Origin of the sequence: Paenibacillus xylanexedens, assembly GCF_017874615.1 — a bacterium.
Taxonomy (GTDB): domain Bacteria; phylum Bacillota; class Bacilli; order Paenibacillales; family Paenibacillaceae; genus Paenibacillus; species Paenibacillus xylanexedens.
The window spans coordinates 423,460-438,274 of record NZ_JAGIKV010000002.1; the positions used below are offsets into that span (position 1 = coordinate 423,460).

The window sequence follows — 14,815 nt, forward strand, 5'->3', positions numbered from 1 at the left end:
TATGAAGTGTTATTGCTATATTTATACATTCTTGCACTTAATTGTCAACTTCATATTTTCTTATTAAAATTTGCTTTATTCGATTAATTGTCTTCTCATTAGCATTATTAATATCTATTAAAATACTTAAAAACATCCATCGCGTGTGACTATCGCTTTGAATAATTTGGCCATCAATTGATGGAGTGTAACCTGAAAACACCTCGAAGAGTGTGACAACTTCGCTTGATGCAATCACACCTAATTTAATTATTTCATCCTCGACATCATACTTATGGCGGTACATTTGTTTAAGTGATCTTGTACCTTCTGTTTCATCACCAATAATAAATTCATATAACAAATTAGACCAATGTGTGACTTGCTCTTCTTTAGAAGTTGAATAAATTATGCTTAAATATTATTCATACTCTTTAACCTCAGGAAATGCTTTATAATAGTCTTCTATTGTTACCGTCTTTTTTATGTATTCATAATATTCAGAGTCATGCTCTACAATAAATGAAATAAAGTGACCCGTTTTATTTAGTTTAGAAAAAGTAGGTCTAAGTTCAAAGATTATTTCCACTAAAGCATTAATAAACTTTTGTGTCAGCTCATTCGATGATTCTTCATCTTCATCATCGAAAAACTCCGAAAGTTTTGTTTCATATAATTGTTCGAATTCATTTATTAATTCTGGTTGTTTTGTGTCTTCGTATGAAAAATCCCCAACATTGTATTCTACCCCCCTAAAGCCGAGTAGTTTGTCTGAAGTATAAGAACTATAGTGTTTATTAACATGTTTTTTAAACGAATCAAAGGTATTCCACTTCAAATTAACATTCCCATATGTAGCATGACAGTCCAAAATCAAGCAGTACACATCTTTATTTTCAATTGTTGTTGCAAACTTCTCAAGATTATACTTAAAATGATTCAACAATGTACTTTTCCACAAATTGATATCAAGGTTCTTCATTTTTTCTATTCTCCTTTTCAGGTCATTTCCGATAACGTTTCTGTATTCACGACCTAGCGAATGCTAGATGTCCGGCGAATGCCGGGCCAAGGACGAATATCCTCAGCTTGAATATTATGTTATAGGATGTCAGCAGCTTCTTCGAATCACTTATACCTCTTATACCATTCCCTTTATATCAAATATATTTTTCTTTTAATATTTCTATATAGTTGAGTGGGATTCCTGTGATTTTCAAAATGTCTGATACTTCAAATCCCAGTTTTAAAGCGCTTCTTGCAGTCTTCAAATTATGCTTCACTTTAATTATGCGATCTTTAAGTAATACGTCTCCAAAATCCAGGTAATCATCAGCGATCTCACCATTCAAAAAAAACTCTATATCATAGGTTCCTATTTGCTCTTCTATGTAAAAGATATTAATCGAACAAAATACCACTGCTTCGGTTGTATTAAAACTATATTTTAGGTATATGGCACGCTCTTCAAGACTTATAAATTCATCATATAACTTTCCCATAAAAGTATCATGATAATCGCTTTTGTTCTCGTCACGCCACTTCCTATAGGTTTTCCAGTAATTTTCTTTCGTACGTTTCGTCGCACTATGCTTACTGTCCCATTCAAGTAGAATGTCTTTATTCACTCAATCACTTCTCCTCAAAAAAATATGTTAAATAAAACAAGTTCTCTTTGTGTGTTTGCTGATTTCCTATAACATTCCTGTATTCATGAACCCGGAAGGGGTTGTCTGCCGAAATCCCTCCTCGAAATGCATCCAGCAGACCAAGGCTCCATCGGAGCCGCGGCTTGAATATTATGTTAGGTGATGTCTGTGTCTTCCTCGAAAAACCTTTCAACTAAACTCCCGTATTCCTCTCTAACTTTTGAATAACAATTATTGACCATCCTATAGATGAAATCAAAAGGTATATATGTGGTAAACCATCCTTCATTCCCTTCTTATATATTCCAGGTATACGAGAGAAAAGGCTCTGAAAGTTCTTTTCCTGCGTCTATCAGGTTATTATAACCATGCACTGCCGAGTTTCTTAAACTATAAATTAAGTTAAACAATGTAATCTTCTGAAAATATTCTTTATGTTCTGAATCAACATTATCCAAACTGATAAATGATGATATCGGAAGTTCTACTCCATTCTTAACTCTTTCAAGTTTTCCCTCTATCTTGTCATAATATTTTTGGTATTCATCCTTACTTATTCTACCTATTGAAAAATCATTAATGAACTTGTCAACTTGAATATATTTTAATGTGTCTTGAAAATGTGAATAGTGTAGCAAAAAGTATCTAAAGTTCGATCCATTAAATCTTGCATTGCTTGAAGAGTGTGGCTTCTCCACAAAATTACTTAAAAAATCAAGATAAACAAATATTAGTATGCAAGCTTCATCATAATGTTTTGACCCAATTTCGATTATGTTTTTAAGTTTTTCATCAAAAGTGTCAAAATAGCTATATGTCATTGATAACATTCCCCTCCATACACAGATTTCACCTAACATTAAATTTATGTACTTCCGCAAATACCACACATTCATCGTAATATCTGAACTACGTATATGATAACCTATGCGGTAATATTTGCGAAGAAAAATTTGGTGAAAAAGGGAGAATTATTAGGATGCTCAATCTCCCATGTCCATACGATCCAGTGGGCTCTGGATACGCTGAACATTTTTCGTGCTGACATGCGTATAGCGCTGTGTTGTTTTTGCACTCGTGTGACCAAGCAGCTCCTGAATGTAGCGCAAGTCTGTTCCGTTTTCCAGTAAATGCGTAGCGAAGGAGTGCCTTAAGGCATGAATACCAACCTTTTTTACAATACCTGCGCGTTGTCTAGCTTCTGCAAAAACCTTCTGTACGCTGCGTTCGGTAAGATGCCGATCCGAAGATTGTCCCGGAAATAACCAACGATTGGGTCTATACTCCATAATGTATTCCTGCACAATTTCCCAAGCTAGGTTAGAGAGAAGAGTTCTCCGATCCTTCTGACCTTTTCCCTGCCGTACAATAAGTCTGACGCTCAATATCCAGATCGCTGCATTGAAGACGAACGACTTCGCCAACACGAAGACCAGAAGAATACGTGAGAAACAGAATCGTCTTATGCTTTAGATTGGTAACAGATTTGAGCAGTTGAGCAACTTCTTTTTCTGACATGACTTCAGGTAATTTTATCTGCTTTTTGGGACGAATATACTGGATTTCTGTAGGATGAAGTAGTACATGTTTGCAATAGAAGCGAATTGCGCTGATCGTTTGATTCACGCTTGAATGGGAGATCCCTTGCTCTAGCAAACCTAAACAATACGTCTGAACTTTGGAACTAGTCACATCGGTATCTTTAAGCGCAAGGCTACTCAGAAAACGTTCGACCTGATTACAATACGCTTTAATTGTTTTACGGCTGTATCCTCGTAATGTTAATGCCTTCTGTAACGGCTCTTTGCTCCATGCATTACTTCCCTTGCTAGTTTTCCATTGCTGTAAATCCTCGCTTTCCACCCACAACTCCAGGGCAATCTGAACATATTCTGAATCAAATTGATTCATGAACTCCTGTATAGCAGCTGTGGTGTAAGGGATGATCCACACTTTTGGTTTGGATTCCCACCTTCTGCCCTTGATCCGACGAATCCGCTCAATATGTACAGGGTTATACGGGATTTAGATGTACAGTAATTCAGCGGAACCTTTTGTTATGATAATCGTCTCATTGGTAGTAGCATGTTATTTCATAGGAAATCATTCTGAAAAACAAAAAGGAAGGCCCTTCTTCATCCCCTAGGGAATCAGACGGCCTTCCGATGCTTTCGGAACATATATATTTGGGTAAAAAGTGAAGCGGAGCGCGGCTTGTGCAGTGGCAAGCCCCGTAAGGGTGAGATGCTGTACCCCAATGGGGTTGCACCGCGTTCATTAGCGCGGTGCTCATCAAAGGCAGCATCACGAACGGCAAACCGTGATGCCTACAAGAGAAGCGCCACGAAGGCAAAGCCGTGGCGCTCGCTCCCTTGAAGCCGCTGCACCTACATGGCAGCGGCTTCTTCTCCCAGCGGCAGCGTGTAATACTGCGCCTGCTGCCCTTCATGCTGCTGGTACACAACGACCAGCAGCGTCCGGCCTTTCGCGGCAAGCGGGCTGGCGCCAGCTAGCACACGCTCAAGCCGGAACGGAAGCACATCCAATACGGTGTGCTTCTGCAGTTCCTTTTCGCCGAGACCAAGGTCGGCGAAAGCACGGGCACCCATGACCGTCTGTGCGGTCATGGCTGAGGTCATCGGCAACGCACGCGAAGCGTTGCCGTCCACCATGTCCGCCGCTCCATCCGCGGCGGACCCGGTTGCGTCGCCCGAAGCAAGCGACGCTGCATCCCCGGCTTCGCTGCCGATCACACCCGCCGCATCTGCGGCAGAGTCTTCCTCGGCAGCAGCCGAACTTCCCACAGCGGCACTCGGACCCGTGCCGCTGCTTTCCAGCCATGCCGTGCCTGCGGCGCCGGCAACACGTGGCAGACGAACGTCTTCTGGACGTTCAGCCAACGTTTTCATATAACCCGCCCACTGGTCTTTCTGAAGCGGATCTTCCCACCAGATTTTGCGTGGTTTGTATTTGTGACCGAGGAAATAATCCAGCTTCATCAGGCCGAGCACGATATCCATATGCGGCGTATTCCGCGACTCCAGGAAGCTGTGCAGACGAGTAAACAGATCCTCCAGTTGGTGACCAATCTTCTGCCAACCCTGACCTTCCCAGTAATCCCCAAACGCCTGGAAGAAATCAAACGGTGAGTTAAATTCCTGCTCCATCAGATACTTTAACGTATGGTCCATCCGGTGAGCGTTCCAGTATTTCTCCAGTACATCCTCCAGCCGCTTTAAGCGTACGATGTCGCTGAACGGCAGCACATCACTGCCCAGAATCTCATACGGCGCGTGATCCATATACGTATAGTTGTACTTTTCCGCATCCAAACGCAGACCCGTACCACGCAGCATTTTGAGGAATCCAAGCTGAAGCTCTTCCGGCCCCAGTGCAAACACATCGTTAAACGTCTTGCGGAACGTATTGTAATCTTCCTCCGGCAATCCGGCAATGAGATCCAGATGCTGGTCGATTTTACCACTGGCTTTCACCTTGTTGACCGTACGACTCAGCTTGGTAAAGTTCTGACGGCGTTTCACCAGTTCATTTGTCGGATCGTTCGTGGACTGAACCCCGATTTCGAAGCGGAATGTGCCCGGTGGCGCATTCTCTGCCAGATAGTCGAGCACCTCGGGACGCATAATATCCGCCGTAATTTCAAACTGAAACACCGTCCCCTGATGATTCTCGATCAGGAATTTGAACATTTCAAGTGCATAATCCCGCTTGATGTTAAACGTCCGGTCTACAAACTTGATCAGCTTTGCACCCTTCTCGATCAGGTACAGAATGTCCGACTTCGTCCGCTCAATATCGTAATACCGCACGCCGACCTCTATACTGGACAGACAGAACTGGCAACTGAACGGACAGCCCCGACTGGTCTCAAAATAAACAACCCGTTTCCCAAGCTCCGGGATATCCTCATCAAATCGATGTGGTGACGGCAGATCGTTCAGATCCGCCTTCGGCCGTCCTGGCATGAGAATGACCTCTTCCCCTTTGCGATACGCCAGTCCATAGACAAAGTGAAACTTCTTGCTTCCTTCCAGCTCCATCAAAAGCTGATGCAACGTCTCTTCCCCTTCACCCATCACGATGAAATCCACATTGGGAATCCGGTTCATCCAATATTCCGTGTCGTAGGACACTTCCGGTCCGCCCAGCAGAATTTTCACGTTCGGCATAACCTTTTTCAGGTTATCAATGACCCTGATTGTCTCTTCAATGTTCCAGATGTAACACGAGAAACCAATCACGTCCGCGCCGCGCTGGTACAGATCAGACACAATATTCATCACCGGGTCCTTGATCGTATACTCCGCCAGGTCAATATCAAAATCCTTCTCACTGTATGCCTTCAGACACCGCAAGGCCAAGGAGGTATGGATGTACTTTGCATTTAATGTAGAAAGAATAACCTTCATGGTTCACAACCTTTGCCTGGACACCCAGACCATATTTTTTTGGTAAAAAGAAAGCTGCACAGCCATCCTGCCCCGGATGCTGTTCATCTAAACCTCTTTTGAACTAGCCATTCCATATCTCATGGACATATCCAACTTTTGTCTTTCAAAGAGTGGACACTCTTTTCAAAAAGACATATACACCGCACCAAACCAAAAACACAACATACAGTATAAAACCCGCACCTTCAATCTATATGTTGTATACGATACGGTCAGCCATTCCTAACGCCGATGTCCACCCTTTGAAAGACAATTCGCCACCATTTGTCCACTCTACAGAGACGCGACAACAACTTCAAAGATTAGAAAGTGAAAATTAACAATTCATACTCAATTCACTCTTACTCTTACTCTTACTCTTACTCTTACTCTTACTCTTACTCTTACTCATTTCATACTCACTCATACTCGTAAAACGCATCATCATCCGTATCCACTTCTTCGCCCGATTGCTTCTGGAAAAACTCCAGGAACGGCAGTCCGTACTTGCGGTACTTGACCTCACCGACCCCTTTGATATCCAGCATGTCACGTTCTGTCTGTGGACATACCACACTCATCTCACGCAGGGTCGCATCATTAAAGATAATGTACGATGGTACATGCTCTTTCGCCGCCAGATCACGCCGGATTAGGCGAAGCTGTTCAAATACCGTCTCATTAACCGCAGATGGCATTGCATCGCGTCCGCGGCGTCCACCATAGTTCGTACCCGAAGCTGTTGCCGCTGTCTTGCGGACAACACGCTGCATCACTTCACGCTGGCCTTTGAGCACTTCCACCGCCAGTGGTTGCAGACGCACAACCGGATACTGTCCCTCAGACAGCATCAGATATCCTTCCGATACCATCACGTTGATGATCTCCGATATCTCGCGCTCTGTCCGATTACCCATCACGCCGTAAGTTGGCAGAGAGTTGAAGCCGTAATCGAGCACTTTTTTGGCACGAGAGCCTTTGAGTACCGAAGCGACCAGCGATACACCATACCGTTCACGCATGCGGTGTATGCAACTGAATATTTTCTGTGCATCAATCGTCATGTCTACCAGCTCGCGGTCGTCCGTACAGGAACTGCAAGTACCGCAAGGTGTATCATCATGCACCTCACCGAAATAATCCAGTTGCGCACTGCGCAGACAACGCGTTGTGTAACAGTAATCCACCATCTGTTGCAGCTTCCGGTAATCGTTTTGTTTGCGGTCGCCGTCCATCGGATTCTGCTCAATCAGGAACTTCTGGGTAATAATGTCCTGTGCCCCGAATAACAGAATACACTGGCTTGGCTCTCCATCCCGGCCTGCACGTCCGGCTTCCTGCACGTATGCCTCCATATTTTTCGGCATGCTGTTATGAATAACGTAACGCACGTTCGACTTATCAATCCCCATCCCGAACGCATTCGTCGCCACCATCACTCGGATATCATCGTACAAAAAAGCTTCCTGGCTCTGGGACCGTTCATCGTCCGTCATACCGGCATGGTAGCGTCCTGCCGGCAATCCCGCCTGCAACAAACGCTGATGCAGATCGTCCACGTCCTTACGGGTCGCGGCGTATATAATACCTGGCTCGCTGGCATGCTCGCGCGCATAATTCAGGACAAAATCCTTCTTGCTCTCGCCGCGCAGCACGCTAAACGCCAGATTATCCCGCCCAAGTCCGGTCACATACGTCTGCGGGTCCTGCAAACGCAGCAGCCGCAGAATATCGCCCATGACCTCGGGCGTCGCTGTCGCCGTAAAGGCCGCAACCACCGGCCGCTCCGGCAAACTATCCACAAACGGCGCTACCGCCAGGTAGCTTGTCCGAAAATCATGCCCCCACTGCGATACACAGTGGGCCTCATCCACGGCAACGCAAGAGATCGGCAAATAGCCCATCTCCTCGCGGAACCAATCCAGCTCCAGTCGCTCAGGCGCGACATAGAGCAACTTCAACTCACCGCGCTGCGCCGCGCGGATGCGATCATTCACTTCTTTGCCGCTCAGTGTACTATTAATATACGCGGCAGCAATTCCGGCGGTCGTCAACGCATCGACCTGGTCCTTCATCAATGAGATCAACGGGGAGACAACAAGCGTCAGACCCGAATATAACAGAGCGGGGATCTGATAACAGATCGACTTACCGCCCCCAGTTGGCATAATACCCAACGTATCTTCACGTTCCAGCAGACTGGCTACAATCTTTTTCTGTCCCTCACGGAAGTCGGGGTAGCCATAATATTTTTGCAGGAGACCCTGCGCTTCTTCTAATGTAGGTGTTTGCATACTCATGTAAAGACTCCTTACTTATCACCGGTGTTTTTCCACCAGCTTGGTCCGATCCGATTCTGACATCCGAAAGCGGCACATATGCCGCATCCTTGACAACAAAATGGCGTTCTCATGACTTGTCCGTCAAGCAAACGCCGCTCCCTTTAGTTTAACGGCCCAGCCCCGAATGAGCAACCGCGTTTTACTGTAAAACGTTTGAAGCCCCTTCATCAAAATAAAAACAACCGCCCTGCCCTAGTTGGACAAAACGATTGCATTAACTTATATTTACGAGCCACACTCATATCACGCTAGTGTATCCGTCCCAATTCATTTGGTGGATCTACTACACCTCATAACTTCACTTTAATCTTTTAACGCCTCTATCTCAGACTCCGGCTTACCACTGGCCTTTGCAATAACAGAAACTTCGAGCCCTAGTGAGAGGAATTTCTTCGCAATCTCAATCATCTTTCTTTTTTCCCCTTCTACTAATCCCTTTTCTATCCCCTTGGCTATTCCTTGAGCTATTCCCTTTTCCGTAGCCCACTCAATCATAGAAGCTTCGTCATGTAAATATTTCTAGCGCTCTTCATACAAACGACGTGCTTCACGATCCTGACTCAAGAACTCCAGCGTATCCATTACTTTCTTAACCCCAGATTCATTCATGTTGTACCACCGCCTTTTGCATTCATACGATAATACAATCCTTTCCTCTGCATCAGTTGTTCATGCGTTCCATCCTCGGCAATTCGGCCATGTTCCATCACAAGGATGCGAGAGCACTGACGAGCAACCTCCATCCGATGTGTGACGAGTAATCCTATTCTTCCTTTCATAAAATTCAGCAAGTGATTCATCACGTTCTGTTCTGTCTGAATATCCAGGGATGACGTTGGTTCGTCCAGAATATACAGATCAGATGACCTCGTAAAGAGTCTAGCAAGCGACAGTCGCTGTTGTTGGCCTCCAGATAGATTGGCCCCTTTCTCATGCAACATTGCTGCGTATTGTCCTTCCTGTGCCTCAATATATTCATGCAAACCTGCCTGCTCTGCCGCAAACTTCACTCTGTCCAATGTAACGTCTGAACTCAGACGAATATTATCTTCAATCGTTCCTGTGAAAAAAGTAGGTGTCTGCGGCATATACGTCAGTCTGGATTGATTATCCATCTCTATATAATCTGCAACATGTTTGTTACCTAGTAATACGCTTCCGTATGTTGGCTCGATCAACCCTGCACACACTTGGCACAGTGTAGATTTGCCAGCACCGCTGGAGCCAACTACCGCAACCAGTCCACCAGGAACCAGATTAAGCGTAATCTGATCCAAAATCGTCCGACCACTGTTTTCATCTATTACCGTAACCTGTTGAAGACGTAGCATAGCAATTTCGTTCTCTTTATGTGCCCCTTTTTGTGTATTCCCTTGATCTTGGTTACAAATTCCCTGTGCAAGCTCCTCGTGCTTAGTATTGGATGCGTCTGTCTTCTTGTTCTCCGCCAATTTCAACCATGCAGAGATACGTCCAAATGCACCCACGCTGGCTTGCATCTGACTCCACTGGCTGGACAAGCCGAGTACTGGCCACACCACCAGTTCAAACAGCAGACTACTTGCAACAACCATGCCCGGAGACAAAGTTCCCCTAGCCGCTGACAAAGCAATAAGGAACAACGCTGCCAATTGAGCGAGACCAAACACCGCCATCGCCACGTTATCCGACATACTCAGGGTCATCTGCAACTTAGCCTGAACATGATTCAATGATTGCTGTTGTGTCCGAAAACGAGCGAGAAACCACGGTGAAGCATTATACATCTGAATCACCGGTATCCCTTCAACATACTGTTGGATCTGTTCTTGGGACTCGCCTTCCCTGGATTCGACCTCATCGGACAGATGTACAATTCGCTGATCATACAACCTCGCCGTGAACCAGATTGCCCCTGCACTTACCAAGGCAATAACCGCAACCCATGCATCTGCTCTGTACAAGTATCCCAGCGATAGAGCAATGATGAATACAACCGTAACACCCTCTGCAATAGCCTCCACAACTTCTGCACCATGTTTGGTGTCTTCCTTGATGCGAAGCATCACATCCCCGGACTTCTGTCTGCGCACCCAGGAATAGGGCATCCGGTTTAACAGTTTCAACAGATCCATGGACATATCCCGTTGCATCGATTCCTTGAGCCATACCAGCACATAACGATGCATCGCGAGAAATATGATAAATCCTGCCAGAATGGCGATGAAAATCATTGCGGTGGCATTAAGCTGTTCCTGTCCCCCATCATGAATAGCATCCACGAAGAATCCCTGTACAAAGGCTAGTCCCCAATCAAAGACGCATCTGCTGCGATAAAAATGAACAAGATCGCTACAGCTAATCCATAAGGCTTCATCCAGCGAAAAATAACGGGCCATACCGTTGCCAATGATATAGCTTGTTTTGGGTCATCTGAAACATCACTTTCGTTCATCTGATGATGAGCTTCTATTTCATTATTTTCATTTTCATTATTTTCATTTAACTCATATGCTCCGCTTTTCTCATGACTGCTTTTCATTTCAACGTCATCGGCATATGCTGCATCTTCGGTCTTGTTACTCATGCTGTTCCTCCACTTCCGTATCCTGCTCCGCAATATAACTTCGATATCCGTTTGGCCGATCCAGCAATTCACGATGAGTCCCCGTATCTTCGACGCGTCCCTTCTGGATATAGATGACCTGATCTGCCCGTTCTATCAGCGATAATCGATGAGTAACTGCAATAACCGTTGTGCCTTTGTCAAGAGTGATTCGGGCAAAGAGATCATTCAATCGTTGCTCATGCCACGGGTCTTGAGATGACGTCGGTTCATCCAACAAAAGAATATCCGGGTTCCTCAGCAGCGCTCTGGCTAGACTAATACGCTGAAGCTCACCACCCGACATCGTCCCGCCTTGTGGCTGAAGCTCTGTCCCATAACCGAGCGATTGACGCATAATCGCGTCATGTGCATGCGTCATATGGGCCGCAACCTTTGCTTGATCAGCAGATATCTCCTCTTGTCCAAAAACAATATTCTCTTCCACTGTACCTGTGAAAATAAAGGCTTGTTGCGGAACATACACCTGATTGACATGCGCTGTCTGAACTTCGTGCATATCCTTCAGTAAATTCTTCTGATTCATGACCTGGATCGAACCAGTAACAGGCGTATCTAATCCGGCTATTAATTTCAATAACGTGGTTTTCCCGCATCCACTTGGCCCCGTGATTACAGTAAGCTTTCCTTTCTTGGCCTCAAAAGAAATATCTGTTAACACTTCTTCTTGCTCCGCATACCTATAAGACACATGCTGCACGTTGATGCCAGCCGGTTTAGATTGCTTTTCAAGCTGGTCTAAATACGTATCGGACTGTACATATATATTAGTACCGGTATTAGCAACCGTGTTCTTTCTCTCCAAATCCAGCACCTCAAAGATTCTGGACGCATGAGAAGCCGAACCAATAAAATCATTCCACAGCCCAGATAACGATTCAATCGGACGAGTTAACTGACTGCTTGCTACCAGAAAAGCTGCCAATCCTCCTACATCCATATGTCCATTCAGGACCTGCATGCCGCCTAGATAGAGAATCAGAATCATGCCACCATACGTCGAGACCCGTCCGGCTGCTTCCGAAAGTCGTTGTAACACAGATACGGACATCGTATGTCTGAACACTTGATCCATACGATCTTTAAAATGATGGTGTACATAACCCGCGAGTCCGTAACTTCGGATCTCAACCGGGGCTTGCATGATTTCAGTCAGTATCTCATCTCTTGACGCTGCGCTGGCATTCAACTGATCATGCCGTCTTTGTAGACGTTTACCAAGTCCTACCGTTACAAGAGGATAGATTAATGTGAATGCAATGATAGCCAACGACAGCGGCAAGTTAACCCAGCTGAAGTAAGCAAAGGCAAGAATCAGCTGAATGATATTTTTCGCGAGTTCAATGCCATGTTGGTTGATCCCCTTCTGTGCTTCCTTGGCTGAAGTCCAGACCCTAGAGGTTAGGTCACCCGTATGATAATGTGCCAGATCGCGAGTCTCTGTGTTACCAAGGGAGGAGAGCAGTAGAGACTGCACAGACAATAATGTCTTTTGCTGGAATAACGTCTCGACCCTCGTCATAAATGCGGTTACAATCAATCGTAATACTACAATGCTAACGCCTATGATCAAACCTGAGTAGAGTAACGAAAACTGTGCTTCAGTCGCGCCTTTGACCAGTCTTCGGATCGATTCCAAATAACCGACCTCAATCAGGGAGACCATACATGCGGCGAAAAGTAACAGAATGATGAACATGCGGTACTTGCCCGTTAGTGTCCATAATCGAGTTAACATGCCTAACGTTGTATAATTTTTTTTGTCAGCAAACATGGATGCTTTCTCCAATCTTGTCATTAAATTATGTACTTGGTTATGATATCATCGGTGATAAGGAAAAAATGAACATTTATTGCTGTAAGTACTATTAGAAGTAGGGAGATTGATATGCAACACGATCTGCTAGACACACTGGATAAGCTATTCGACTACATAGAAGACCATATTCAAGACAAATTAACGCTTGATCATCTGGCATCTGTGACTCATATATCCAAATTCCACCTGCATCGCATGTTCAAACATGTCAGCGGACAATTGCCTGGAGAATACATTCGTTCACGCAAATTGGCACGCAGCCTCGAGCAATTGGTGAATCTGAACTGGAAGATTATCGATATCAGTGGACATTACGCTTTTGAACACGAACAATCCTACATACGTGCTTTCAAACAAGCCTTCGGCATTACACCCCTGCAGTATCGCAAACAGGGAGCTGGAGACCTTGAATTCACAGCCCGCATGACTTCGTCCATGATCACGACGCTTCCATATGGATATATTTTCAAACCAACGTATGTACAAAAACCGGCTATGAAACTCATTGGGCAACGATCCCACATTCGGTATGCAGATAATGAAGAGCACTATGAAGCCAATTCAGCAGGCAACGACTTTTTTGAAAAACACTTTCATTCGATTCCTAACGTGCTGCAACCCAACGTATATATTGGATTTACCAATGAAATTAACCAGGATTACAGTACATATCAGCCGTCTGTAGAGGTCACCAGTCTGGATCATATCCCTGAAGAACTGGACGGAATTGAGGTCCCGGCCAACCAGTATGCCGTATTCAAATTCGTCTGTGATTTCCATCCAAGTCTCATCAATATTGATCACTTGGACAGTGTCTGGACATTTATCGATGAATATTGGCAGAGCCATTCCGGGTACGAGAAGAGTGATCCATACTATTTTGAAAGAATTGATGGCAGTCTGGCTCAGGACCACTACGGAGAAATGGACATTTATATTCCTGCAAAGCAAATTTCACTGTAAGCTGCAAATGGAGGTTCAACCTTATAGACTCAAATACTCAAGCTAATTCAAGTTCATCCCATACAGATTCTCGCAAACCTTGGATACGTAGACACCCTATTCTCACTACATTTACATTGTTGATTCTTGTACTGTTTGCCGCTGTATTCCTGTATTTCTGGCTCCGTCCTTACTTCTCCACGTTTGACCGTTCTGAGAAAGGAGAATTAAGCTATTCCATGCCTTCACGTAATGGTGATTATACTGCCGAAATTTACGGTGTACCTTACGGTGGTGCGGCAGGCGGCGTTACAATCTGGGTCGATGTTAAGAAGACAAATGCCCCTGAGGACGCCACGGTAAAAACGATCTATCGTGCTGAGCACCACGGAAATAACCATCTCGAATGGGACAGTGAAAACACACTCCGGATTGAAAACTGGAATGAATACACGGATGAGACCATTACCCTCAATATCGATGACGAAATGTATGATGGATGGGGCTGGGCATGCAAAAGTTTACGAATGAAGGACCAGTCAGTGCGATGCCCGGCACCCGAAAAGTAAAATAACTTAGCAGCTAATATGACGGCCCTGAACACTCGACGACTCATCTTGATGAGTAATCCTCACTGCACCGCATGTCAGAAGTTCCAACGCTCTGTATGCCTTGTGAAAATTTCACCAAATGCTACTTTCATTACACCATGGCAGGAGATACACGCGGCACGAGAAGCGTTAAAAGCCCCTCTCACCGACTCTTTCGGTTGAGCGGGGCTGCTCTTGTTCTGCATTTTATCGTTTATTTACTTATACTTTATTGTTGTCTGATATGCTCAGTCACTAATAATTTCGTAGCTATCAGACTTTAAACATATGGCAGCATTATAATTTATCTATTATATCTATTCTACCTCTTAATCCTCTTCTGCTTCTGCTTCTGCTTCTGCTTCTGCTTCTGCTTCTGCTTCTGCTTCTGCTTCTGCTTCTGCTTCTGCTTCTGCTTCTGCTTCTGCTTCTGCTTCT

Annotated in this window: 12 protein-coding genes and 1 pseudogene; 2 read left to right on the plus strand and 11 right to left on the minus strand. The window is 44.9% G+C overall.

Annotated elements, in window-relative coordinates:
- Positions 1-400: 400 nt before the first annotated feature.
- The 11 genes and pseudogenes from J2Z28_RS04375 to J2Z28_RS04420 form a co-directional block, all read right to left on the minus strand.
- Positions 401-961: a hypothetical protein gene (locus J2Z28_RS04375; RefSeq protein WP_211081334.1), complete on the minus strand. Its 561-nt coding sequence runs from the start codon at positions 959-961 to the stop codon at positions 401-403.
- 178 nt (positions 962-1,139) lie between these two features.
- Positions 1,140-1,607, minus strand: a complete 468-nt coding sequence (locus J2Z28_RS04380; protein WP_211081335.1) for a hypothetical protein — start codon at positions 1,605-1,607, stop codon at positions 1,140-1,142.
- Between the two features lie 317 nt (positions 1,608-1,924).
- Entirely contained in the window at positions 1,925-2,449 is a 525-nt protein-coding gene (locus J2Z28_RS04385; RefSeq protein ID WP_211081336.1) for a hypothetical protein, read from the minus strand.
- A gap of 162 nt (positions 2,450-2,611) precedes the next feature.
- A complete protein-coding gene (locus tag J2Z28_RS31080; RefSeq protein ID WP_415841468.1) occupies positions 2,612-2,917 on the minus strand; it encodes a tyrosine-type recombinase/integrase in 306 nt (101 codons plus the stop codon).
- Positions 2,918-2,948: 31 nt separating this feature from the next.
- A complete protein-coding gene (locus J2Z28_RS31085; RefSeq protein ID WP_244988088.1) occupies positions 2,949-3,539 on the minus strand; it encodes a tyrosine-type recombinase/integrase in 591 nt (196 codons plus the stop codon).
- Between the two features lie 476 nt (positions 3,540-4,015).
- Positions 4,016-6,058, minus strand: coding sequence for a B12-binding domain-containing radical SAM protein (locus J2Z28_RS04395; protein ID WP_211081337.1), 2,043 nt, complete (start codon positions 6,056-6,058; stop codon positions 4,016-4,018).
- A 440-nt stretch (positions 6,059-6,498) separates the two neighbouring features.
- Positions 6,499-8,379, minus strand: coding sequence for a DNA helicase RecQ (recQ, locus tag J2Z28_RS04400; protein ID WP_211081338.1), 1,881 nt, complete (start codon positions 8,377-8,379; stop codon positions 6,499-6,501).
- Between the two features lie 345 nt (positions 8,380-8,724).
- Positions 8,725-9,030: pseudogene (locus J2Z28_RS31745) on the minus strand (Rpn family recombination-promoting nuclease/putative transposase); the annotation flags it as partial.
- Positions 9,027-10,799, minus strand: a complete 1,773-nt coding sequence (locus tag J2Z28_RS04410; RefSeq protein ID WP_280530804.1) for an ABC transporter ATP-binding protein — start codon at positions 10,797-10,799, stop codon at positions 9,027-9,029. The pseudogene J2Z28_RS31745 and the gene J2Z28_RS04410, both read right to left, overlap by 4 nt.
- Entirely contained in the window at positions 10,703-10,987 is a 285-nt protein-coding gene (locus J2Z28_RS04415) for a hypothetical protein (RefSeq protein WP_211081340.1), read from the minus strand. Before J2Z28_RS04415 ends, J2Z28_RS04410 begins: the two co-directional genes overlap by 97 nt.
- Complete coding sequence (locus J2Z28_RS04420; RefSeq protein ID WP_211081341.1) at positions 10,980-12,800, minus strand: ABC transporter ATP-binding protein; 1,821 nt, start codon at positions 12,798-12,800, stop codon at positions 10,980-10,982. Before J2Z28_RS04420 ends, J2Z28_RS04415 begins: the two co-directional genes overlap by 8 nt.
- 114 nt (positions 12,801-12,914) lie before the next feature.
- Between J2Z28_RS04420 and J2Z28_RS04425 the strand changes: the two genes are divergently transcribed.
- On the plus strand, positions 12,915-13,808 hold the full coding sequence (locus J2Z28_RS04425) for an AraC family transcriptional regulator (RefSeq protein ID WP_211081342.1): 894 nt from the start codon (positions 12,915-12,917) through the stop codon (positions 13,806-13,808).
- Positions 13,809-13,927: 119 nt separating this feature from the next.
- Positions 13,928-14,356: a DUF5412 family protein gene (locus J2Z28_RS04430; RefSeq protein WP_211081343.1), complete on the plus strand. Its 429-nt coding sequence runs from the start codon at positions 13,928-13,930 to the stop codon at positions 14,354-14,356.
- Positions 14,357-14,815 lie beyond the last annotated feature (459 nt).

Excerpts from the sequence above, each read along its gene's own strand:
- J2Z28_RS04375 (WP_211081334.1), bottom strand. The coding sequence starts at position 961 with ATGAAGAACCTTGATATCAATTTGTGGAAAAGTACATTGTTGAATCAT.
- J2Z28_RS04385 (WP_211081336.1), bottom strand. The coding sequence starts at position 2,449 with ATGACATATAGCTATTTTGACACTTTTGATGAAAAACTTAAAAACATA.
- J2Z28_RS31080 (WP_415841468.1), bottom strand. The coding sequence starts at position 2,917 with ATGGAGTATAGACCCAATCGTTGGTTATTTCCGGGACAATCTTCGGAT.
- J2Z28_RS31085 (WP_244988088.1), bottom strand. The coding sequence starts at position 3,539 with ATGAATCAATTTGATTCAGAATATGTTCAGATTGCCCTGGAGTTGTGG.
- J2Z28_RS04395 (WP_211081337.1), bottom strand. The coding sequence starts at position 6,058 with ATGAAGGTTATTCTTTCTACATTAAATGCAAAGTACATCCATACCTCC.
- recQ (WP_211081338.1), bottom strand. The coding sequence starts at position 8,379 with ATGAGTATGCAAACACCTACATTAGAAGAAGCGCAGGGTCTCCTGCAA.
- J2Z28_RS04410 (WP_280530804.1), bottom strand. The coding sequence starts at position 10,799 with ATGGCCCGTTATTTTTCGCTGGATGAAGCCTTATGGATTAGCTGTAGC.
- J2Z28_RS04415 (WP_211081340.1), bottom strand. The coding sequence starts at position 10,987 with ATGAGTAACAAGACCGAAGATGCAGCATATGCCGATGACGTTGAAATG.
- J2Z28_RS04420 (WP_211081341.1), bottom strand. The coding sequence starts at position 12,800 with ATGTTTGCTGACAAAAAAAATTATACAACGTTAGGCATGTTAACTCGA.
- J2Z28_RS04425 (WP_211081342.1), top strand. The coding sequence starts at position 12,915 with ATGCAACACGATCTGCTAGACACACTGGATAAGCTATTCGACTACATA.